Below are 20561 nucleotides of genomic sequence, written 5' to 3' on the forward strand. Positions count from 1 at the left end.
GAGCTAGCCCGGGTTAATTCGAGCTCGAGACCACGCTGGCGATGTGTTTGAACTTGGCGTTCAGGGCGTTGCCGAGCGAGCCGGCGCCGACCATGATGGCGAGCGCGATGAGAGCGGCGATCAGACCGTATTCGATGGCGGTCGCGCCGGATTCATCCTTCACAAAACGTGCGATGAGGTTAGACATTCGAGAGCTCCTACTCCACGTGTTACAGCACTTCCGTCAACTTCTCTGGCGGTCGATCGGATGCTTGCGAATGTAGGGAGAAGCTCTTTCAATCGGCTTAATAAACACCCTTACCGATTCCTTTCCGCAGGCGAACCCGTTGCATAGTTAACCGTGGCCTAAACGTCCAGAATCGGACCGGCAGGCGGGAAAAGGGCGGAGATCCGGCACACCCGCGATCTTGCTAAAACAGCGCATGCTGCTGGCGCATGGTCCTTGAGGCGACCAATCCTTACCGCAGCCATGCGGCGTTTAACCGTCGGTTCACCAATTTCGTTCATGTTCCGTTGAACAGTCTGCCGCTTCGGAGCGCCTTAATGTCCTTGTCGAGATCGCCATTTCCAGTTGCCGCGCTGCTGGCGGTTGCGGCTTTTGTCGTGCCGGCCAGTGCCGGCGCCGGCATCGAAGTCACCATGAACCAGGCAAAGATCGTCAAGTTGTCGCGCGCCGCCGATACGATCGTCATCGGCAATCCGGCAATCGCCGACGCAGCCGTGCAGGACGCCTCGACGGTCGTGCTCACCGGCAAGGGTTTCGGCGTCACCAATCTGGTCGTGCTCGACCAGGATGGCAGTCCGATCATCGATGAGCAGGTGACGGTCGTGCGGCAAGCTGCGTCTTCGGTGCGCATCTACAGGCGCGCCGAAGTCCAGACCATGTCCTGCACGCCCTATTGCGAAAGCTCATACAAGAGCGAGGCCGAGAGAACTTCCGAAACCGAAATGAACGCCGCCCGCTAAGGTCGACGCACGCAGGCGCACGCGACGTTAATGGCGGGTTAAAGGCCGCCCAGCGAATTTAACGCTCATCCAAACCGGGCCTCAATGGGTTTTCGCTATGTTGCCGCCGACATTGCGAGGGATCGGCAGGAACGGGACATGAGCAAGGATCCGGCACCGGGGGGTGGCATGGACAGCAAGGGACGGGCAAAGCCCCGTCATGGCTTCTTCAGCGACAGACGCGGCAGCACGGCATTGGAATTCGCGATGCTGGCCATGCCGTTCGCCCTGCTCGTTTTCGCCATCCTCGAAAGCTGCATCTCGTTCGCCGGCCAGGAGGTGATGGCCAACGTCACCGACGATATCGCCCGCCAGCTGCGGACCGGGCAGCTCAAGAAGGCCAACGTCACCGAAGCCTCGATCAAGACGCTGATCTGCGACAGGATGGCGATCATGGTCACCACGAATTGCCCGGGGTCCGGGTCAAACGCTTCACTGCTGGTGGACCTGCGCGAATATCCGACCTTCGCTGCCGCAGCGGCTGCGGGCTTCAAGATCCAGAACGGCGAAATCTTGCTGACAGGCACGAGCTCGACGACTTTCACGGTGTCTCCCGGGCTGGCGGAATCGAGGAACATGCTCAGGGTCTTCTACAAATGGCCGGTCATGACCGATTTCCTGGCCAAGCAGATGGCCAATCTGAACGGCGGCAAGACGCTGCATTTCGCGTCCGTGACGTGGCAGAACGAACCATTCGACGACTGAGATTGCGGCCGGCTGAGACTACGGCGGGCGTTGGGGGTAAGACATGTACCGTGCGGGGGCACACAGGGGAATTTCGGCTATTGCGGCGCGGTTTTGCCGCGATCGCCGGGGCGTCGCGGCGATCGAGTTCGCGTTCATCGTGCCGGTGCTGCTCATCATGTATTTCATCACGATGGAAGCCTCGCAGGCGATCGAGACCAGCAAGAAGGTCAGCCGCATCGGCAGCATGGTGGCGGATCTCGTCACGCAGCAGACGAACGTCACGAAAGCCGATCTCGATGCGATCATGACGATCGGCTCATCGACGCTGCAGCCCTACAACCGCTCCACGCCGACGATCATCATTACCGGCATCCAGATCACCGACGAGGCGTCGCCCAAGGTGAAGGTTGCATGGTCGCGCAAGCTTGTGGGCACCACCTATGGCGCCGACGCGCTGAAGGACAGCATCACCACCGTTCCGGCGACGCTGAATATCCGCAACACCTTCCTTGTCCGCGTGGAAAGCGACCTCGGCTATAAGCCGATCATCACCTGGTCGGCCGACAATTCGAAGACGCTTGGATTGACCTCGGCCTTCAACAACATATCGATGGGCGAAACCTACTATCTGAGGCCGCGCCGCGGCCCCACCGTTCCCTGCAGCGACTGCTGAAAGATTGTTACTGGCCGTTCCCTTCCCGCCGCACGATGGCGAGGGCCGTTGCGTAGTCCTTTGACGTGGCGAGCTCGAACCCGCCGGAATGCGTCGATTCCACAAGATCGTAGACATCGGGGGTCAGCGACTTGAGATTGGTCAGGAACACGGCCAGCCGGCGCTTCGCCTCGGCATCGAGATCGCTGCGCACGGCGTGAGGCCCGTATCGCAGCGGAGCCGAGGTCCATAGCACCCGAAGCGACGTCTTCGAGACGCCGGCAGCCTCGAGCCGCATGATCGTGCCGCCCGCATCGGTGGGCTGGCCACCGGCGTCGACAGGCTCCCAGCCGAACAGCCCGTCGGCTTCGCCGTCGCCGAGCATCGTCTCGGCCGCAGTGGCCGAAGGCGCGCGCGCCAGGAAAGGTGAATCGTCCGCGATCTTCACGCCTTCGCCAGCCAGACCGGTCAGCGGCAGCAGAGAACCGCCGACATTGTCGGCAGGCGCGATCGCGATCCGACGCGAAGCCATGCCGGCAAGGTCCGGCACCTTGCCGTCGCGCGTCACCAGCACGGAGCGGATGCCGACGGCCCCATCGGCATCGACCGGCGCCACCAGCGGCTCGACACAGCCGCAGCGCTCGGAGGCCGCGGCATAAGCGAGCGCGGAATAGATCGCATATTGGACGCGGCCGCTGGCCTGCGCCTCGATCAGCGCCGCATAGTCGCGGGCAACCACGAACTCCACCTTCATGCCGAGCGCGTTCGTATAGGCATCCGTCAGGCGTGCCAGGCCGGGAACCGTGTTGCCGCCTCCAGGCTCGGCGACGATGCCGATGCGAAACGTGCCGATGTCGTCGCGCCAGTCGGCGCGCGCCGACGAGGCCGCCGAGAGCACCGCGAGGGCCGCCGCGCACGTCCTCAAAGTCCGGCTTGCCGCAGATCTTGTGCCCTTGCCCATCCTTGCCGCACTCCCGCCGACCCTGCGCCCGATTTGCGCGACTATGGCACCAAGCCGTTGCGGTTTGGTTTCCGATTTGCCAACGCCGCCGCGGAACCTTATGTCTGGCTGGCGTAAAGCGCGTACCGATCTTTCAGATTCGCTCCGTGCGCTTTAGGTTTTTGATTTTACGCATGTCTTTGTCCCGAAACCGGTTCCCACTTTCGGGAGACATGCACTGGACTGGCAACGACGGCACCCTATGGCGCGGGCTTTCCTATTCGTTCTCGATTCCTTCGGCATCGGCGGAGCGGCTGATGCCGAACGCTACGGCGATGCCGGCGCCAACACGTTCGGACATATCGCGCAGGCCTGCGCCGAGGGCCGCGCGGATCGTGAAGGTTTGCGCAAGGGGCCGCTCGCCGTGCCCAATATGATCTCGCTCGGGCTTGCCCACGCCGCACGGACGGCAGCGGGACTGCCCATAAATTTCGACGCGCCGCTGCTTGCCTCGTCCTTCCACGGCGCCGCTCAGGAGGTGTCGAGCGGCAAGGACACGCCATCGGGCCATTGGGAGATTGCCGGCCTGCCCGTGCGTTTCGACTGGGGGTACTTTCCCGACACCGTGCCGGCTTTCCCGGCCGAGCTGACCGGCGCGATCATCCGCGAAGGCAAGGTGCCGGGCATCCTCGGCGATTGTCATGCGCCCGGAACCGAAATCATCGAGCGCTTCGGCGAGGAGCACATCCGCACCGGCAAGCCGATCTGCTACACCTCGGTAGACTCCGTGTTGCAGATCGCCGCGCACGAGACGCATTTCGGCCTGGAGCGGCTTTATGAGCTTTGCCTGACGGTGCGCCGGCTGGTCGATCCGCTCAAGATCGGGCGGGTGATCGCACGGCCCTTCATAGGCGAGACAAGAGCCACCTTCCAGCGCACCCACAACCGCCGCGACTATGCCGTGCCGCCGCCGGAGCCGACCTTGCTCGACCGGCTGACGGAGCGCGGCAGCAAGGTCATCGCCGTCGGCAAGATCGGCGACATCTTCGCCCATCGGGGCATCTCGGAGGTGCGCAAGGCGGGCGGCAACATGGCGATGTTCGACATGGCGCTCGGCGCCATGGACGACGCCAGCGACGGCGATCTGGTCTTTGCCAATTTCGTCGACTTCGACACAGAGTTCGGCCACCGGCGCGACGTTGCCGGCTATGCCGGAGCGCTCGAGGCCTTCGACCGCCGGCTGCCGGAGGCGCTGTCGTGTGTCGGGCAAGGCGACCTGCTCATCCTCACCGCCGACCATGGCAACGATCCGACCTGGCGCGGCACCGACCATACTCGCGAACGCATTCCGGTGATCGGCATCGGGCCGGGGCTGAAGGGCGGCGACATCGGGCTCAGGCCGACCTTCGCCGATATCGGCGAAACCGTCGCGGACCATCTCGGCCTCGCGCCTGGCCGCCACGGCAGCTCTTTCCTAGCGACGATAGGCGGCCATGCCCGAACTGCCTGAAGTCGAAACGGTCCGGCGCGGGCTGCAGCCGGTTCTGGAAGGGGCCCGCCTCGTCAACGTCGAGACACGCAGGCCCGACCTTCGCTTTCCCTTTCCCGAACGCTTTTCGGAGCGGCTTGCCGGCAAGACCGTGACGGCGCTCGGCAGGCGCGCCAAATATCTGACGATGCACATCGAAGACGGCCCGGTGCTGATCTGCCATCTCGGCATGTCGGGATCGTTCCGCGTCGAAGCTGCCGGGAGCAGCGACACGCCCGGCGCCTTCCATCACGAGCGCTCGAAGAGCGCGGCGCACGACCATGTCGTGTTCGATGTCGCCTCGCCGAAGGGCGAGCGATCCCGCGTCATCTTCAACGACCCGCGCCGTTTCGGCTTCATGCTGTTTGCCGAAGGGGCGCCGGACACGCATCCCATGCTGGCGGGGCTGGGCATCGAGCCGACCGGCAATGCGCTTGACGGCCCCCTGCTCGCCTCGCTGCTCGCAGGCCGCAGGTCGCCGCTCAAGGCGGCATTGCTCGACCAGCGGCTGATCGCCGGGCTCGGCAACATCTATGTGTCGGAGGCGCTGTGGCGCGCCGGCCTGTCGCCGCTGCGCGAAGCCGGCACCATCGCCGGCTCCGGCAAGAAAGCGAAACAGCAATGCGAAGGCCTGGCCGAGGCCATCCGCTCGGTTATCGCCGACGCGATCGCCGCTGGCGGATCCTCGCTGCGCGACTATGTCCAGGCAGACGGGTCGCTCGGCTATTTCCAGCATTCCTTCGCGGTCTATAACCGCGAAGGCGAGCCGTGTCCGAAACCTGGCTGCAGCGGCCATATCGAGCGCATCGTGCAAAGCGGCCGCTCGACCTTCTATTGCCGGACCTGTCAGCGGTGAGCTAGACCGGTCTCCTCAATCAAGGAGACGATGCCATGGCCTATGAAACCATTCTCGTGGAGACACGCGGCAAGGTCGGGCTGATCACGCTGAACCGGCCGAAGGCGCTCAATGCGCTCAATTCGCAGGTGCTGGCGGAGATCGTGGCCGCGGTGAACGCGTTCGGCGCCGATGCCGGCATCGGCGCAATGGTTCTTACGGGTTCGGAGAAGGCTTTCGCGGCGGGCGCCGACATCAAGGAAATGCAGGCGATCTCCTTCGTCGACGCCTACACACAGGATTTCTTCGTCGGCTGGGAGGAGCTTACGCGTGCGCGCAAGCCGATCATCGCGGCGGTGGCGGGCTATGCGCTCGGCGGCGGCTGCGAGCTGGCGATGATGTGCGACTTCATCATCGCCGCCGACAATGCAAAATTCGGCCAGCCCGAAATCACGCTCGGCGTCATGCCGGGCATGGGCGGATCGCAGCGGCTGACCCGCTTCGTCGGCAAGTCGAAGGCGATGGACATGTGCCTGACCGGGCGCATGATGGACGCCGCCGAAGCCGAGCGCTGCGGGCTGGTGTCGCGGGTGGTGGCGGCAGGCGAGCTCACCGAGGAAGCGCTGAAGGCGGCGGGCAAGATCGCCGAGTTTTCGCTGCCGTCGGTGATGATGACCAAGGAAGCCGTCAACCGGGCCTATGAGACGACGCTTGCCGAAGGGCTGCGCTTCGAGCGTCGCCTGTTCCATTCGCTGTTTGCGCTCGACGACCAGAAGGAAGGCATGGCCGCCTTCGTCGAGAAGCGGAAGCCGAATTTCACCAACCGCTAATGCGTGTCCCCCGGAAGCGCGTGGGAATTTGGGAAACGACACCCATAAGACAAAGACTTGCAGTGCGTCGCGCGTTTCGGCGCGGCGCGTTACAAGGCGCCAAAAAGACCGCGAAGCGGCGTTGACGCGCCGGAAAAGCTGAACTATAAGCCGCACCAACCGAGGCGGCCCCGTGGCTGCCCGTTTGTTTTTTGCGCCCTGCGGCACCCCGCTGGCGCTCACCAGATCAGAAGAGAGGCATCATGGCCAATACGTCTTCGGCCAAAAAGGCAACGCGCAAGATCGCCCGCCGCGCGGCGATCAACAAGAACCGCCGGTCGCGCGTCCGCACCTATGTCCGCCAGGTCGAAGAGGCGCTCGCCGCCGGCGACAAGGCCGCGGCGCTCGAAGCCTTCAAGGTCGCCGAGCCGGAATTGATGCGCGCCGCAACCAAGGGTGTCATCCACAAGAACACGGCTTCCCGCAAAGTTTCGCGGCTGGCCCAGCGGGTCAAGGTGCTGTCGGCCTGACCGACTTCCGCTTAGAACCGTTATCCTTTGAACCCGGCCGCATAGGCCGGGTTTTTTCGTTTGCCGGCAAGTACTTAAAAAGAACGCGTGCATAACGACGCTCGGGCCGAATTTCAAAGTTGCGATTGTTTTGCCGGCATATACATAATCGCTCATGTTGACGCCCGTCGAATGCGGGCATGGCCGTAAATTAGCCTGTCAAAAATTCCGCTTATTTTTCAGAAACTTACGGATGGTCATCCACAGCTTGTTCAACGCGCGGAGGAGCGGCGGGGGACAAGTAGCTGTCAAGAGAATTATTTCAGAAAATTTCGTATCGGCCGGGCTTTTTCATATTCGCCGGAAAAGGGTTTGAATCACAATGGCTTTGTCAAAACATTAACCGGCGGCACCTGCTTCGAACACGTCTCCGGTAACCAGATTCGTTAAAAATCGGTTAGACGTGGCCTTGCCCTATCCACAGCGATTTCGGTAATGTCCATTCATCGAAGGGACGGGCTTTAGCCCCTGACCCAGCCTGAATCGGCCAGCACAAAATGGCGGAATTCATGACGTGGAGCAATTCCGCGTGCGGCTTGGTCTGTCTCTTCGGTGGGTAGGGGACTGGCGTAATTGTACATGGCAGTCGACGTTGGCCGGCGTTTTCGCCGGACGGTGTTGTATTGCCTTGGCATGGTCAAGCCGGCTTGCAAAAGCCGGCATCGGTCCCTTGCGCAACGTTGCGACGACATCGCCGGCGGCGGCGATGGAGAGCAGCGAAAAAACGTCGCCGGATCCAGAGTGCAGGAGGCGCACTTCCGGCGGGAAAAGGGTACGAGAAGACAAGGAACTTGATCATGCAGAGCGGCATCGAACGGGAGATAGCGGGCGAGCTCCCATTCCCTACAACTTTCGTCGGAGGGGACGGCATGGCGGCATCCAGCGACGCCGAACAGAAGTTCGAGCGGGTCAAGACCCAGCTCAAGGCGCGTCTGGGAGCCGAGGTCTATTCGAGCTGGTTTGGCCGCATGAAGGTTGCCGAGGCCTCGCGCGGCATTGTCCGCATCTCCGTGCCCACGGCCTTCCTGCGGTCGTGGATCAACGGCCACTATCTCGACCTCATCGCCGAACTGTGGAGGCATGAGGATCCCGACCTTCTCAAGATCGAGATCATCGTGCGGACCGCCACGCGGCAGGGCCGCAACAATGTCGAGCCGGAGATCGCACCTGCGCGCAAGATGACCAAGCAGGCGCAGACCGCGCTCGCCGCCGGCACCGCGAGCGCCGGCCGGGTGGAGCGGACGCCGGCGCCCCGCCAGGGCATGCCGGCGGAGACCGAGTTCCGCCACAATGTGCTGGGGTCACCGCTCGACCCGCGCTACACGTTCACCTCTTTCATCGAAGGGCCTTCGAACCGGGTGGCCTTCGCGGCGGCCAAGGCGGTAGCGGAATCACAGTCGAGCGCGGTGCGCTTCAACCCGCTTTTCCTTCACGCGACCGTTGGCCTCGGCAAGACGCACCTTTTGCAGGCGATCGCGGCGGAATCGTTGCGGCACAACCCGAAGTCGCGCGTGGTCTATCTGACGGCGGAATATTTCATGTGGCGCTTCGCCACCGCGATCCGCGACAACAATGCGCTCACGCTCAAGGAGCAGCTGCGCGACATCGATCTCCTGATCATCGACGACATGCAGTTCCTGCAGGGCAAGTCGATCCAGCATGAGTTCTGCCATCTCATCAACATGCTGCTCGACAGCGCCAAGCAGGTGGTGGTCGCTGCCGACCGGCCGCCGTCGGAACTGGAATCGCTGGAGCCGCGCGTGCGTTCGCGCCTCAATGGCGGCGTGGCGCTCGAAATGTCGGCGCCGGACTTCGCCATGCGGCTCGGCATGCTGAAGCTGCGCCTTGCCACCGCCAAGATCGACGATTCCTCGCTCGACATTTCGGACGAGATCCTCGATCACGTCGCCCGCACGGTGACGGGCAGCGGCCGCGAGCTCGAAGGTGCCTTCAACCAGCTTCTGTTCCGCCAGTCCTTCGAGCCGCAGATCACCATCGACCGCATCGACGAGATCCTGGGCCACATCTACCGCTCGGGCGAGCCGAAGCGGGTGCGCATCGAGGACATCCAGCGCATCGTGGCGCGCCACTACAACGTGTCGAAGACGGAGCTGCTGTCCAACCGGCGCACGCGCACCATCGTCAAGCCGCGCCAGGTGGCGATGTATCTGTCGAAGGTGATGACGCCGCGCTCGCTGCCCGAGATCGGACGGCGCTTCGGCGGCCGCGACCACACGACGGTTCTGCATGCCGTGCGCAAGATCGAGGATCTTTCCGGTGCCGACAACACGCTGGCGCAGGAACTCGAGCTGCTCAGAAGGCTGATCAACGAGCAGGCCTGAGCGCTTCGCCGGCTTTATCCCCAGAAAGCCCGCGCAACCGGCCCGAACCGGTGTCGCGGGCTTGCGCTTGCAGGCTTTTTACTGTCAGCTTACACAGATTCTGAGCTTTTCGGAGCTTTCGCGGGATGCCGCTCCCTGGTGACCCGCTCATTCATTGAAGCGAGCCTGTTTCGTCATGCGTGTTATCCTGGAACGGTCCAATCTCCTGAAGTCCCTCAACCATGTTCATCGCGTGGTGGAGCGGCGCAACACCATTCCGATCCTGTCGAATGTGCTGCTCAGCGCCGAAGGCGCCAGCCTCGAAATGAAAGCGACCGACCTCGACCTCGAAGTGACGGAAGCCACGCCCGCCAAGGTCGAGCGCGGCGGCGCCACCACGGTCCCGGCGCATCTGCTCTACGACATCGTGCGCAAGCTCGCCGACGGCGCCGAGGTGATGCTGAAGACCGACGAGGACGGCAACGCGATGACCGTCACTTCCGGGCGCTCCAGCTTCCGCCTGCAGTGCCTGCCGCAGTCCGATTTCCCGGAGCTTTCGGCCGGCTCCTTCTCGCACATCTTCCGGCTCGACTCGGTGGCGCTCAAGGGCCTGATCGAGAAAACGCAGTTCGCCATTTCGACCGAAGAGACGCGCTACTATCTCAACGGCATCTTCCTGCACACGCATGAGGCCGGCGGCAAGCTGAAGCTGCGCTCGGTCGCAACCGACGGCCACCGCCTGGCGCGCGCCGAGATCGACGCGCCGGCAGGATCCGAAGGCATGCCCGGCATCATCATCCCGCGCAAGACGGTGAGCGAGCTGCAGAAGCTGGTCGACGATCCGGATGTGGCAGTGACGACGGAGCTGTCGGACACCAAGATCCGCTTCACCATCGGCAGCGTCATCCTGACCTCGAAGCTGATCGACGGCACTTTCCCGGACTATCAGCGCGTCATTCCGACCGGCAACGACAAGAAGCTGATCATCGACCGCCAGAGCTTCGCCGCCGCCGTCGACCGCGTCTCGACCATTTCGTCCGAGCGCGGCCGGGCGGTGAAACTGTCGATCACCGAGGGCCAGCTCACGCTTGCCGTCAACAATCCGGATTCGGGCAGCGCCACCGAGGAACTGGCGGCCGACTATTCGTCGGACCCGATCGAGATCGGCTTCAACGCCAAATATCTGCTCGATGTCGCAGCCCAGCTCACCGGCACGGAGGCGAAGTTCATGCTGGCCGACGCCGGCTCGCCGACGCTGATCCATGACATGGCCGACGAGACGGCGCTCTACGTGCTGATGCCGATGCGGGTCTAGCCGCATCCGGTTTCGCGCCGGCTGGCGATGGAGCGATGATTACGGCGGCTTGCACGGACGGATAGCGGTTGCCGGAACAGACGCACATAAGTAAGCTTACGCTTACCAATTTTCGCAATTATGCGGGACTTTCGCTTGAGCTCGGCCCTGGCGCCGTTGTGCTGTCCGGCGACAATGGCGCCGGCAAGACCAATCTGCTCGAAGCCATCTCGCTGCTGACGCCCGGACGCGGGCTCCGTCGCGCGCCCTATGCCGACGTGGCGCGCGAGGGCGGCGATGGCAGCTTTGCCTTGCATGCCCGCATCGAGGGACCGGAAGGCCAGGTCGAAATCGGCACCGGCATTGCCGGCGGCGACGGTGCCGGAGAAGGCGGCAGACGCGTTCGCATCAACGGCGCACCGGCGAAGTCGGCCGAGGACATGCTGGAATGGCTGCGGGTCGTCTGGCTGACGCCGGCGATGGACGGGCTGTTTCCGGGGCCGGCCGCCGACCGTCGCCGCTTCCTCGACCGGCTGGTGCTGGCGATCGACCCCGGCCACGGCCAGCGAGCGCTGGATTATGAAAAGGCGATGCGCGGCCGTAACCGCTTGCTTACCGAAGGTTCCCGCGACAGCGGCTGGTTCGATGCGATCGAGACGCAGATGGCCGAAACCGGGGTGGCGATCGCGGCGGCGCGGGCGGAACTGGTGCGGCTGCTTGCCGCCATGATCGACAGGCTGCCCGGCAGCGGTCCGTTTCCGCAGGCCGACATCAGCCTCGCCGGCGAGTTGGAGAGCGAGATCGCCGTCGCGCCGGCGGTCGATATCGAGGAGCGGTTCCGCGCAACCCTCGCCAACGGCCGCGAGCGCGACCGCGCCGCCGGCCGCACGCTCGACGGCCCGCACCGCTCGGACCTCGTGGTCCGCCACAGGCCGAAGTCGATGCCTGCTGAACTCTGCTCGACCGGCGAGCAGAAGGCCCTCCTGGTCGGCATCGTGCTGTCGCATGCGAGGCTGACCGGCGAGATGTCGGGCCTGACACCGATCCTGCTGCTCGACGAGATCGCAGCGCATCTCGACAGCGGCAGGCGGGCGGCACTGTTTTCCATCCTCGAGGAGCTGAACTGCCAGGCCTTCATGACCGGCACCGACGCGGCGCTGTTTTCAAGCCTTGCCGGGCGGGCGCAATTCCTGACGGTCGATCACGGCAGTGTCGGGCCGACCTCTTGAAGAGCCCAGGGCGCGTCGCCACTTGCGGGCGCATGACAAGGCTTCGCACCGTTAGAGCAACTCCGTGTTTGGAGCTGCTCTAACTATTTGTTTTCACGCAATTCCGAACGGGAAACCGCTACACACTCTTCCTGGAATTGCTCTAAAGCGCGTCGCGATCTTTCAGATTCGCTCCGTGCGCTTTAGGTTTTTGATTTTACGCATGTCTTTGTCCCGAAACCGGTTCCCACTTTCGGGAGACATGCTCTAAGGTCCAGCCATGATCGACGCCGCCCTGACCGACGAAGAACTCGAGCGCTATGCCCGCCACATCGTGCTGCCGGAAATCGGCGGCCCCGGCCAGCAGAAGCTGAAGCGGGCGCGGGTGCTGGTGATCGGCGCCGGCGGGCTGGGGGCACCGGTGCTGGAATATCTTGCCGCGGCCGGCGTCGGCACGCTCGGCATCGTCGACGACGATGACGTCTCGCTGTCCAACCTGCAGCGGCAGGTGATCCATGGCAGCGACACGATCGGCATGGCGAAGACCGACAGCGCATCGGCGGCAATCATGCGCATCAACCCCAATGTCGCGGTGGAACTGCATCGCCTCAGGCTGACGGCTGAAAACGCCCCCGCTCTCATCGCCCGCTACGATATCGTCGTCGACGGCTCCGACAATTTCGAGACACGTTACGCGCTGGCCGATGCGTGTGCCCAGGAAAAGAAGCCTCTGGTCACCGCCGCCGTCGGCCGTTTCGACGGCTCGGTGACGGTGCTGAAGCCATATGAAACGGGTGCCGACGGCAAGCGCAATCCAAGCTACCGCGACCTTTTCCCGGAAGCGCCGCCCGAAGGGCTGGTGCCATCCTGCGCCGTTGCCGGCATCGTCGGCGCGCTGACGGGCGTCATCGGCACGCTGGAGGCGATGGAAGCGATCAAGCTGATCGCCGGGATCGGCGAGCCGCTGGTCGGCCGGCTCTTGCTTTACGACGGGCTCACCGCCCGTTTCGACACCGTCCGCTACAAGGCAATCTGAACTGATGGACCAGCCCGCCGCTCTCCTTGTCGCCGAGCTTCCGCCGGACTTCGCGCAGTGGGACGAATTGCTGGCGCTGATCCTGCGCGCCTTCGCCTACCTGGACGGCGTCATCGACCCGCCATCCTCGGCGCATCTGCTGACGCCGGAAGGCCTCAAGAGCAAGGCGAGGCAGGAAGCAACGTTCCTGGCCGTGGAACGCGGCCGGATCGTCGGCTGCGTCTTCGCGCTGGAGCGGGCGAACGACTTCTATGTCGGCAAGCTTGCCGTCGAGCCCGGCCTTCAGGGGCGGGGCATAGGCGGACGGCTGATGCGGGCCGTGGAGGATCTTGCCCGCCGGCGCGGCAAGCATGCGATCGAGTTGCAGACGCGCATCGAACTCGCAGCAAACCACGCGGCCTTCGCCCGGCTTGGCTTTCGCGAGACCGGACGCACGGCGCATGCGGGCTACGACCGGCCAACCTCGATCACCATGCGCAAGGTGCTGTCTTGAGCCTCGCGCTCAGCCCCGAAGAACAGGTAATCGCCGCCGGCAAGGACGGTGCTGGGATGGCGATGCGCATCGTCGCCGAGAGCGCGCGGCTTCTCGGAGCGCCGCGGCTGATCCCGATCGCCTCGGCGCATATCGACGGCGCTCTCTACCACGGCGATTCCGGCACGTTGTTCGCCGAGCGGCTGGTCGAGGGCGGTGCCAGGGCGGCGGTGCGCTCGACGCTCAATGTCGGAGCGCTCGACCTGATGGGCTGCTCGCGCATCCGCCTGGAAGAGCCGCAGCGCGGCATGGCGCGGCGGATGATGGAGGCCTATCGCAAGCTTGGCTGCGAGCAGAGCTGGACCTGCGCGCCTTACCAGGCCGGGCACAGGCCCGCCCAGGGCAGCGATGTCGCCTGGGGCGAGTCCAATGCCGTGGTATTCTGCAACTCTGTGCTGGGCGCCCGCACCAACCGCTACGGCGACTTTCTCGACATTGCCTGCGCCATCACCGGCCGGGCGCCCGACTATGGCCTGCATCGCCCGGAGAACAGGCGTGCGCGCCTGATGTTCGACGTCTCTGGTCTTTCTCCTTCCTTCCTCGCCTCCGAGATCGCCTGGCCGGTGCTGGGCAGCCTCTACGGCCGCGAGGTCGGCAATGCGATCGGCGTCGTCTCGGGCATCGCCAGTCACCCCGGCGAGGACGCGCTGAAGGCTTTCGGCGCAGCGGCTGCGTCGTCCGGCGCGGTCGGGCTCTTCCATATTGCCGGCGTGACGCCCGAGGCTCCCGACGCCGAAACCATTCTGGCCGGGCCGGAACCGGAGGCGGTGATCCACGTCACGCCGCAGATGGTGGCGAAAGCCCGCGCCGGCTTGTCGACCGCCGCAGCGACCAAGGCGATCGACGCGGTGGCGATCGGCAGTCCGCATCTGTCCGATGCCGAGTTCGGCATGCTGGAGCGGCTGATCGCCGGAAGACGGCTTGCCGTGCCTATCTATGCCTGCACCGGCCGCCATGTGCTGGCCTCGCTCGAGCAGGACGGCAGACAAAAGGCGCTCGAGGCGAGCGGGGTCGTCATCGTCGCCGACACCTGCGTGGTGGTGACGCCGATCATGCCGGAGCTCAACAACGGCGTGCTGATGACCAATTCGGGCAAGTTCGCGCATTACGCGCCGGGCAACACCGGCTATGCGGTGCTCTACGCCTCGCTCGCCGACTGCGTCGAAAGCGCGGTCACCGGCAAGCCGCGCTTCACGGATATCGCCGCATGAGCGCCGCCGAGATCCTGGTGCCGGGCAAGGCCGGCGAAGGGGAGGCTTTGGTGCTGACGGCGCCGATCAGCTTCTGGGGCGGCGTCGACCCGAAGACAGGCCGCATCGCCGATGTCCGCCACCCGCAGCATGGCGAGGTGATTTCCGGCCGCGTGCTGTTCCTGCCGGGCACGATCGGCTCGTCGTCGGCTTCGGCGGTGCTGATGGAGCTGGTCCACAACGGCCGAGCGCCGGCGGCGCTGGTGCTCCACGAGCCGGACGCCATCCTGCTGCTCGGCCTGATCGTCGCCCGGGAGATGGGCTGGGAGACGCCCATGGCGGTGCGGCTCGAACGTGGCGTGTTCGACAGCTATCGCGGCAGCACCGTCAAAATTGCCGGCGACGGCGCCCTTACCGTCGCCGCCTGAATAACCGCTCCAAATATTTGTTTTTGCGCAATTCCGGACGAAAAACCGCTGCGCACTTTCCTGAATTGCATCAGGTTCTGAGCGGCAGCACGCGGTCCGGCGGGCGGTGGCCGTCGAAGAAGGCACGGATGTTGATGATAACCTTCTCGCCCATGTCGATGCGGCCTTCGAGCGTGGCCGAGCCCATATGCGGCAAGAGAACGACCTTGCCCCTGGCGGCGAGCTTCAAAAGCTTGCTGTTCAGCGCCGGCTCGTGCTCGTAGACGTCGAGGCCGGCGCCGGCGATCTTGCCGTCATGGATGAGCTTGACCAGCGATTCCTCGTCAATGATGTCGCCGCGCGCGGTGTTGACGATGTAGGCCGAAGGCTGCATCAGCGCCAGGCGCCGGGCAGACAAGAGATGGAAGGTCGCCGGCGTCGACGGGCAGTTGACCGAGATGATGTCCATGCGGGCAAGCATCTGGTCGAGGCTCTCCCAATAGGTCGCTTCCAATTCGTCCTCGACCGCCGGCAGCACACGATGGCGATTGTGGTAGTGGATCGACAGGCCGAATGCCTTGGCGCGTCTCGCAACCGCCGTGCCGATGCGGCCCATGCCGACGATGCCGAGGCGCTTGCCCCAGATGCGGCGACCGAGCATCCAGGTCGGCGACCAGCCGGCCCATTTCTTCTCGCCGGTGAGCACATTGGCGCCTTCAGCCAGCCGCCGCGGCACGGCGAGCATCAGCGCCATGGTCATGTCGGCGGTGTCTTCGGTGAGCACATTCGGCGTGTTGGTGACAGTGATGCCTTTCTTGGCCGCCGCCGCGACGTCGATCTTGTCAACGCCGTTGCCGAAATTGGCGATCAGCTTCAGGTTCTCGCCGGCCTGTGCGATCAGCGCGGCATCGATGTGGTCGGTGATGGTCGGGACCAGCACGTCGGCTTCCTTGACGGCCGCGACCAGTTCCGGCTGGGTCATCGGCCGGTCCTCGACATTGAGGCGCGCGTCGAACAGCTCGCGCATGCGGGTTTCGACCGGATCGGGCAGCTTGCGCGTGATGACGACGAGGGGCCGTTTTTTGCCTGCCATTGTATCCCCGAAGCTTCCTCGAAACCGATCTCGTTGAGACCTCTTTAACCAAGACCGGCGAAACTTGTAGCCGATCGCGGTACCAGCCCACTCCTGTAACAAGCGGTGCCGCCGAAGACAAAGAAAAAGGGGCGCTCATCCCGACGGACCGGCGCCGAAAGGAACGAAAGTGTCTGGTTTCGCGTCGCTTCGCCTGGCTTTCAGCGCAGCCGTTCTCGGCGCCATGCTTTGCGCGCCGCAGGCATCCGCGCAAAGTGCCGCCGCCCCTGCGCAAACGGTGACTCTGGGGCCGAGCGGCCTGCCGCTGCCGCGCTTCGTCAGCCTTAAGCCGGCGCGCGTCAACTCGCGAGTCGGCCCGGGCGCCAACTATTCCGTCAACTGGATGTACATGAAGGCCGGGTTGCCGATGGAAGTCATCCAGGAATTCGACACCTGGCGCCGCGTGCGCGACGCCGACGGCTCGGAGGGCTGGATCAACCAGTCGCTGCTCTCGGGCCGCCGCACGGCGATCGTCGCGCCCTGGCAGCGCGGCAAGGGCGGGCGAATCAATCTGCTCGACGATCCCAACAAGGACGCCAATGTCGTCGCCATCATCGAGCCGGGGGTGATCGGCTCGATCAAAAAATGCGACGGCCAGTGGTGCGAGATGACCTTCGACGGCCATACCGGCTGGATGGCCCAGTCGCAGGTCTGGGGCGCTTATCCGGGCGAGAAGTTCAAGAACTGATCTGAACGCTTGGTCACGGGTATCGGGACCGCTCCGCGCCGAGGTAACCCATGTCGGCGATTGCGACAGCCCTGGGAGTGCCCACGCTAAACTTGCGGTTCCGCTTTCGATCCAGGGCCGCTCTGCCCCAGGCGAGGCTCTGTCCCAGCCAGCAGACGCCGAATATTGGCGCGATGGCGTGCAATCACGTAGGTGCCGCCTGCGATCACCAGCAAACGATAGGGCAGCGGCTGCTCCAGGCCGCAGATGAGGGCGATCGCGGTCAACGCCGCCAGCATCGAGCCAAGCGAAACAATGCGGGAAAAAGCCAGCACACCGGCAAAAACCACGGCAGCACCCAAACCTACCGGCCAGGACATCGCCAGCAGCACGCCGAGCCCAGTCGCTGCGGATTTGCCGCCTGTAAAATTCAACCAGATCGAACAGCTGTGCCCCAACAACACGGCGAGCCCGGCCAGGCAAACAGCCCAGGATCCCCAGGTCTGCAGGTCAAGTGCTGTCGGCGACGAGACGGACGGCAAAGTATGGAGCCAGGGATAGAACCAGCGGGCAAAGACGATCGCCCCCACACCCTTCAGTACGTCTATCAGGAGCACCACCAAGGCGGGCCATTTCCCCAGGGTTCGCAACACGTTCGTTGCCCCGGTGGATCTGGAACCATGCTCCCGTACATCGATGCCCCTAAGCAGTTTCCCGGCCAGATAACCCGTGGGCGTGGAGCCGAGGAGGTAAGCGATCACCAGTCCAATCGCGCTCGCTATCCAGAAAACCATGGGACCCACCTCGACGCTCTAGCCAGGCGCGCCGCTCCGGTCGCGTCCGATGCGGCCGAGATGCGTATCCTGGAAACCGGTGGATAGTTTCAGGCCATAGCCCAGGGCGCGGTCGATGGCGATGTGCGCGATCCAGATCAGCGCCACCGCTGTCGTGGTTGGAGCGGCAAACAGGACGCCAGCGAGCGCGAGGACAAGCGGGGTAATCAGGATGTGCAGGGCATTGTAGGCGATGGCGCCGACACGCGGCCCAGCCAGGTATCCGAGCATCGACAGGTCCGGCGCCAGGATGAGCAGCGCAAACAGCCACCAGGAGACACCGGTCATCTTGTAGAAGACGATGGCCGCCACGGCGGCCGCAATCCATTCCAGCCGGATCGTCAGATCGACAGGCCGCATCGCGACGGGATCAATCGCCGCGCTTCGGGCGCAGCCTCACCACGATGTCGACATTGGCGATCTCCATGCCTTCCGGGGGCTCCGGCAGGTTGGAGACGCTCACCGGGCCGCTGGCGATATCGAAAATCCGGTTCTCGCCCTCGACATAGAAATGATGATGATCGGAAGTGTTGGTGTCGAAATAGGTCTTGGATCCCTCGACCGCGAGGATGCGCAGCAGGCCGGCCTGGGTGAACTGGTGCAGCGCGTTGTAGACGGTCGCCAGCGAAACCGGCACGCCGGCGGCAACCGCCTCTTCATGCAGTTCCTCGGCCGAGAGGTGGCGGTCGCCCTTGGCGAAAAGCAGATCGGCCAGCGCAATGCGCTGGCGCGTCGGCCTCAGGCCGGCTTCGCGAACCCGCTTGTCCACAGCGACATTTTCCTTCCGGCAGCCCGAATCCATCTATCCCGTCAAAGCTCGTGGCTCAGCCCCATAGAGCGGCCCAGAATGGCAAAAAGACGTCAATGCCAAAAACTGGACGCCTCCCGACATATATTCTGTCGCCCAAATGCGATCAATAGCGCGCATTGACCCAGGCAGGCGCACGGGTTAAGCGCAAACGCCGGTTTCCGGCCGCAAACAGAGTGTGTTAGGAAACCAACGACCGAGGGCGCCCTGCCGCCCGGAACGGAAACGGGGACGGAGTTAATGGCGGGTCAAAAGTCCAGCTACGATTACGAGGAACTGCTTGCCTGCGCCCGCGGCGAGCTGTTCGGACCGGGAAACGCCCAGCTGCCCTACCCGCCGATGCTGATGTTCGACCGCATCACCGAGATCAGCGAGACCGGCGGCGCCTTCGACAAGGGTTTCATCCGCGCCGAATTCGACATCAAGCCGGACCTTTGGTTCTTCGCCTGCCATTTCATCGGCAACCCGATCATGCCGGGCTGCCTCGGCCTCGACGCCATGTGGCAATTGACCGGCTTCTATCTCGGCTGGCTCGGCGAGCCCGGCAAGGGCATGGCGCTGTCGACCGGCGAGGTCAAGTTCAAGGGCATGGTGACGCCGTCGGTCAAGAAGGTCGAATACGGCGTCGACTTCAAGCGCGTAATGCGCGGACGCCTCGTGCTCGGCATCGCCGATGGCTGGCTCAAGGCGGATGGCGAACCCATATACGCGGCAACGGATCTGAAGGTCGGCCTGTCCAAGCAGTCGGCCGCCTGATCGCCATCGCCACGGGGCCTCGCGTGTCCGACGGATGCGCAAGGACGCCGCGGCAGTTTATTTTGCGTATGATCGAAGGCGAAAACCGACTAGGTTTTTCGCCAAAGTACGCCGGAAGGAGTTGCGAATGAGACGTGTCGTAGTGACAGGCCTCGGCATTGTGTCGTCGATCGGCAACAACGCCAACGAGGTGCAGTCCTCGCTTTACGATGCCAAGTCCGGCATCAGCTTTTCCAATTCTTTTGCCGAGCACGGCTTCCGCTGCCAGGTGTGGGGCGCGCCGACGCTCGACCCGTCGGCGATGATCGATCGCCGCGCCATGCGCTTCCTAAGCCAAGGCGCCGCCTGGAACCACGTCGCCATGGACCAGGCGATCGCGGACGCCGGCCTCGGCGAAAGCGATATCACCAATGAGCGGACCGGCATCGTCATGGGCTCCGGCGGACCGTCGACCAGGACCATCGTCGAAGCCGCCGAAACCACGCTCAAGAACGGCAGCCCGAAGCGCATCGGCCCGTTCGCGGTGCCGAAGGCGATGTCGTCGACCGCCTCGGCCACTTTAGCCACCTGGTTCAAGATCCATGGCGTCAACTACTCGATCTCCTCGGCCTGCTCGACCTCGGCGCATTGCATCGGCAATGCGTATGAGCTGATCCAGTGGGGCAAGCAGGACATGATGTTCGCCGGCGGCCACGAGGATCTCGACTGGACGATGTCGGACCTGTTCGACGCCATGGGCGCCATGTCGTCGAAGTTCAACGACAAGGCACCGACCGCTTCGCGCGCGTATGACGTCAACCGCGACGGTTTCGTCATCGCCGGCGGCGCTGGCGTCCTGGTGCTGGAAGAGCTGGAGCACGCCAAGGCGCGCGGCGCCAAGATCTATGCCGAGGTCGTCGGCTACGGCGCCACCTCCGACGGCTACGACATGGTTGCTCCTTCGGGAGAAGGCGCGGTGCGCTGCATGCGGCAGGCGCTTGCCACGGTTTCGACGCCGGTCGACTACATCAACACGCACGGCACCTCGACGCCGGTCGGCGATTCCAAGGAGATGGGCGCCATCCGCGAGGTGTTCGGCGACAAGATGCCGTACATCACCTCGACCAAGTCGCTGACCGGCCATTCGCTCGGCGCCGCCGGGGTCCAGGAATCGATCTACTCGATCCTGATGATGCAGGGCGGCTTCATCGGCGAGAGCGCCCATATCGAAGAGCTCGATCCGGAATTCGAGGGCATGCCGATCGTGCGCAAGCGCATCGACAACGCCAAGATCGACACCGTCTTGTCCAATTCCTTCGGTTTCGGTGGCACCAACGCAACGCTGATTTTCCAGCGCTATTCCGCATAAGGAT

The 20561-nt window shown here is 64.1% G+C and carries 23 protein-coding genes; 17 read left to right on the forward strand and 6 right to left on the reverse strand.

Features of this window, described 5'->3' with window-relative positions:
• Positions 1-13: 13 nt before the first annotated feature.
• Positions 14-187 carry a Flp family type IVb pilin gene (locus AC4FWB_RS14660; RefSeq protein ID WP_491026852.1) on the reverse strand — a complete coding sequence of 58 codons (174 nt, stop codon included), beginning with the start codon at positions 185-187 and terminating at the stop codon, positions 14-16.
• A gap of 356 nt (positions 188-543) precedes the next feature.
• On the opposite strand from AC4FWB_RS14660, the gene AC4FWB_RS14665 reads away from it, so the two are divergent.
• The 3 genes from AC4FWB_RS14665 to AC4FWB_RS14675 all read left to right on the forward strand — a co-directional run bounded on the left by AC4FWB_RS14665 (position 544) and on the right by AC4FWB_RS14675 (position 2365).
• Positions 544-966, forward strand: coding sequence for a pilus assembly protein N-terminal domain-containing protein (locus AC4FWB_RS14665; RefSeq protein ID WP_491026853.1), 423 nt, complete (start codon positions 544-546; stop codon positions 964-966).
• Positions 967-1104: 138 nt separating this feature from the next.
• Entirely contained in the window at positions 1105-1710 is a 606-nt protein-coding gene (locus AC4FWB_RS14670; protein ID WP_491026854.1) for a TadE/TadG family type IV pilus assembly protein, read from the forward strand.
• 43 nt (positions 1711-1753) lie between these two features.
• On the forward strand, positions 1754-2365 hold the full coding sequence (locus AC4FWB_RS14675) for a TadE/TadG family type IV pilus assembly protein (protein ID WP_491026855.1): 612 nt from the start codon (positions 1754-1756) through the stop codon (positions 2363-2365).
• A 7-nt stretch (positions 2366-2372) separates the two neighbouring features.
• On the opposite strand, the gene AC4FWB_RS14680 is transcribed toward AC4FWB_RS14675, so the two are convergent.
• On the reverse strand, positions 2373-3305 hold the full coding sequence (locus tag AC4FWB_RS14680) for a phosphate/phosphite/phosphonate ABC transporter substrate-binding protein (protein ID WP_491026856.1): 933 nt from the start codon (positions 3303-3305) through the stop codon (positions 2373-2375).
• Between the two features lie 241 nt (positions 3306-3546).
• Between AC4FWB_RS14680 and AC4FWB_RS14685 the strand changes: the two genes are divergently transcribed.
• The 11 genes from AC4FWB_RS14685 to AC4FWB_RS14735 all read left to right on the forward strand — a co-directional run bounded on the left by AC4FWB_RS14685 (position 3547) and on the right by AC4FWB_RS14735 (position 15034).
• A complete protein-coding gene (locus AC4FWB_RS14685) occupies positions 3547-4794 on the forward strand; it encodes a phosphopentomutase (RefSeq protein WP_491026857.1) in 1248 nt (415 codons plus the stop codon).
• Entirely contained in the window at positions 4778-5668 is an 891-nt protein-coding gene (gene mutM / locus AC4FWB_RS14690; protein ID WP_491026858.1) for a bifunctional DNA-formamidopyrimidine glycosylase/DNA-(apurinic or apyrimidinic site) lyase, read from the forward strand. Before AC4FWB_RS14685 ends, mutM begins: the two co-directional genes overlap by 17 nt.
• Before the next feature lie 35 nt (positions 5669-5703).
• A complete protein-coding gene (locus AC4FWB_RS14695) occupies positions 5704-6477 on the forward strand; it encodes an enoyl-CoA hydratase (RefSeq protein WP_491026859.1) in 774 nt (257 codons plus the stop codon).
• Between the two features lie 242 nt (positions 6478-6719).
• Positions 6720-6986 (forward strand): 30S ribosomal protein S20, encoded by a 267-nt coding sequence (gene rpsT / locus AC4FWB_RS14700; protein ID WP_059185001.1) that lies wholly within the window; start codon positions 6720-6722, stop codon positions 6984-6986.
• A gap of 836 nt (positions 6987-7822) precedes the next feature.
• Entirely contained in the window at positions 7823-9367 is a 1545-nt protein-coding gene (gene dnaA, locus AC4FWB_RS14705) for a chromosomal replication initiator protein DnaA (RefSeq protein ID WP_491026860.1), read from the forward strand.
• 175 nt (positions 9368-9542) lie between these two features.
• Positions 9543-10661 carry a DNA polymerase III subunit beta gene (gene dnaN, locus AC4FWB_RS14710; RefSeq protein WP_491026862.1) on the forward strand — a complete coding sequence of 373 codons (1119 nt, stop codon included), beginning with the start codon at positions 9543-9545 and terminating at the stop codon, positions 10659-10661.
• Positions 10662-10729: 68 nt separating this feature from the next.
• On the forward strand, positions 10730-11869 hold the full coding sequence (recF, locus tag AC4FWB_RS14715; RefSeq protein WP_491026863.1) for a DNA replication/repair protein RecF: 1140 nt from the start codon (positions 10730-10732) through the stop codon (positions 11867-11869).
• Between the two features lie 259 nt (positions 11870-12128).
• Positions 12129-12884 carry a molybdopterin-synthase adenylyltransferase MoeB gene (locus AC4FWB_RS14720; protein WP_491026864.1) on the forward strand — a complete coding sequence of 252 codons (756 nt, stop codon included), beginning with the start codon at positions 12129-12131 and terminating at the stop codon, positions 12882-12884.
• Between the two features lie 4 nt (positions 12885-12888).
• Positions 12889-13377 carry a GNAT family N-acetyltransferase gene (locus AC4FWB_RS14725; RefSeq protein WP_491026865.1) on the forward strand — a complete coding sequence of 163 codons (489 nt, stop codon included), beginning with the start codon at positions 12889-12891 and terminating at the stop codon, positions 13375-13377.
• A complete protein-coding gene (locus AC4FWB_RS14730; RefSeq protein ID WP_491026866.1) occupies positions 13374-14627 on the forward strand; it encodes an aconitase X in 1254 nt (417 codons plus the stop codon). Before AC4FWB_RS14725 ends, AC4FWB_RS14730 begins: the two co-directional genes overlap by 4 nt.
• A complete protein-coding gene (locus tag AC4FWB_RS14735) occupies positions 14624-15034 on the forward strand; it encodes an aconitase X swivel domain-containing protein (RefSeq protein WP_491026867.1) in 411 nt (136 codons plus the stop codon). The genes AC4FWB_RS14730 and AC4FWB_RS14735 overlap by 4 nt, the downstream gene beginning before the upstream one ends.
• Positions 15035-15104: 70 nt before the next feature.
• Here the strand turns inward: AC4FWB_RS14735 and AC4FWB_RS14740 are convergent, their stop codons facing one another.
• Positions 15105-16106: a 2-hydroxyacid dehydrogenase gene (locus AC4FWB_RS14740; RefSeq protein ID WP_126096320.1), complete on the reverse strand. Its 1002-nt coding sequence runs from the start codon at positions 16104-16106 to the stop codon at positions 15105-15107.
• Between the two features lie 169 nt (positions 16107-16275).
• Here AC4FWB_RS14740 and AC4FWB_RS14745 point away from each other — a divergent pair, with 169 nt between their 5' ends.
• Complete coding sequence (locus AC4FWB_RS14745; RefSeq protein ID WP_320218698.1) at positions 16276-16833, forward strand: SH3 domain-containing protein; 558 nt, start codon at positions 16276-16278, stop codon at positions 16831-16833.
• Between the two features lie 86 nt (positions 16834-16919).
• Here the strand turns inward: AC4FWB_RS14745 and plsY are convergent, their stop codons facing one another.
• From plsY to irrA, 3 genes are read right to left on the reverse strand one after another with little or no spacing between them, the layout of a single operon-like run.
• A complete protein-coding gene (plsY, locus tag AC4FWB_RS14750) occupies positions 16920-17606 on the reverse strand; it encodes a glycerol-3-phosphate 1-O-acyltransferase PlsY (RefSeq protein WP_491026868.1) in 687 nt (228 codons plus the stop codon).
• An 18-nt stretch (positions 17607-17624) separates the two neighbouring features.
• On the reverse strand, positions 17625-18005 hold the full coding sequence (locus AC4FWB_RS14755) for a DUF4260 domain-containing protein (protein ID WP_491026869.1): 381 nt from the start codon (positions 18003-18005) through the stop codon (positions 17625-17627).
• A 10-nt stretch (positions 18006-18015) separates the two neighbouring features.
• A complete protein-coding gene (irrA, locus tag AC4FWB_RS14760) occupies positions 18016-18447 on the reverse strand; it encodes an iron response transcriptional regulator IrrA (protein WP_491026870.1) in 432 nt (143 codons plus the stop codon).
• 246 nt (positions 18448-18693) lie between these two features.
• On the opposite strand from irrA, the gene fabA reads away from it, so the two are divergent.
• Together fabA and fabB are read left to right on the forward strand one after the other, a co-directional pair.
• The gene (fabA, locus tag AC4FWB_RS14765) at positions 18694-19209 is read left to right on the forward strand and encodes a 3-hydroxyacyl-[acyl-carrier-protein] dehydratase FabA (protein WP_027165888.1); all 516 of its coding nucleotides are present in this window, start codon (positions 18694-18696) and stop codon (positions 19207-19209) included.
• A 127-nt stretch (positions 19210-19336) separates the two neighbouring features.
• Positions 19337-20557, forward strand: a complete 1221-nt coding sequence (fabB, locus tag AC4FWB_RS14770) for a beta-ketoacyl-ACP synthase I (RefSeq protein ID WP_491026872.1) — start codon at positions 19337-19339, stop codon at positions 20555-20557.
• Positions 20558-20561: the final 4 nt, after the last annotated feature.

It is taken from the genome of Mesorhizobium sp. LEGMi-168a (assembly GCF_058312955.1).

Bases quoted from the DNA above. Each gene is read 5' to 3' on its own strand.
- AC4FWB_RS14660 (WP_491026852.1), bottom strand. From the start codon at position 187: ATGTCTAACCTCATCGCACGTTTTGTGAAGGATGAATCCGGCGCGACC.
- AC4FWB_RS14665 (WP_491026853.1), top strand. From the start codon at position 544: ATGTCCTTGTCGAGATCGCCATTTCCAGTTGCCGCGCTGCTGGCGGTT.
- AC4FWB_RS14670 (WP_491026854.1), top strand. From the start codon at position 1,105: ATGAGCAAGGATCCGGCACCGGGGGGTGGCATGGACAGCAAGGGACGG.
- AC4FWB_RS14675 (WP_491026855.1), top strand. From the start codon at position 1,754: ATGTACCGTGCGGGGGCACACAGGGGAATTTCGGCTATTGCGGCGCGG.
- AC4FWB_RS14680 (WP_491026856.1), bottom strand. From the start codon at position 3,305: ATGGGCAAGGGCACAAGATCTGCGGCAAGCCGGACTTTGAGGACGTGC.
- AC4FWB_RS14685 (WP_491026857.1), top strand. From the start codon at position 3,547: ATGGCGCGGGCTTTCCTATTCGTTCTCGATTCCTTCGGCATCGGCGGA.
- mutM (WP_491026858.1), top strand. From the start codon at position 4,778: ATGCCCGAACTGCCTGAAGTCGAAACGGTCCGGCGCGGGCTGCAGCCG.
- AC4FWB_RS14695 (WP_491026859.1), top strand. From the start codon at position 5,704: ATGGCCTATGAAACCATTCTCGTGGAGACACGCGGCAAGGTCGGGCTG.
- rpsT (WP_059185001.1), top strand. From the start codon at position 6,720: ATGGCCAATACGTCTTCGGCCAAAAAGGCAACGCGCAAGATCGCCCGC.
- dnaA (WP_491026860.1), top strand. From the start codon at position 7,823: ATGCAGAGCGGCATCGAACGGGAGATAGCGGGCGAGCTCCCATTCCCT.
- dnaN (WP_491026862.1), top strand. From the start codon at position 9,543: ATGCGTGTTATCCTGGAACGGTCCAATCTCCTGAAGTCCCTCAACCAT.
- AC4FWB_RS14720 (WP_491026864.1), top strand. From the start codon at position 12,129: ATGATCGACGCCGCCCTGACCGACGAAGAACTCGAGCGCTATGCCCGC.
- AC4FWB_RS14725 (WP_491026865.1), top strand. From the start codon at position 12,889: ATGGACCAGCCCGCCGCTCTCCTTGTCGCCGAGCTTCCGCCGGACTTC.
- AC4FWB_RS14735 (WP_491026867.1), top strand. From the start codon at position 14,624: ATGAGCGCCGCCGAGATCCTGGTGCCGGGCAAGGCCGGCGAAGGGGAG.
- AC4FWB_RS14740 (WP_126096320.1), bottom strand. From the start codon at position 16,106: ATGGCAGGCAAAAAACGGCCCCTCGTCGTCATCACGCGCAAGCTGCCC.
- plsY (WP_491026868.1), bottom strand. From the start codon at position 17,606: ATGGTTTTCTGGATAGCGAGCGCGATTGGACTGGTGATCGCTTACCTC.
- AC4FWB_RS14755 (WP_491026869.1), bottom strand. From the start codon at position 18,005: ATGCGGCCTGTCGATCTGACGATCCGGCTGGAATGGATTGCGGCCGCC.
- irrA (WP_491026870.1), bottom strand. From the start codon at position 18,447: ATGGATTCGGGCTGCCGGAAGGAAAATGTCGCTGTGGACAAGCGGGTT.
- fabA (WP_027165888.1), top strand. From the start codon at position 18,694: ATGGCGGGTCAAAAGTCCAGCTACGATTACGAGGAACTGCTTGCCTGC.
- fabB (WP_491026872.1), top strand. From the start codon at position 19,337: ATGAGACGTGTCGTAGTGACAGGCCTCGGCATTGTGTCGTCGATCGGC.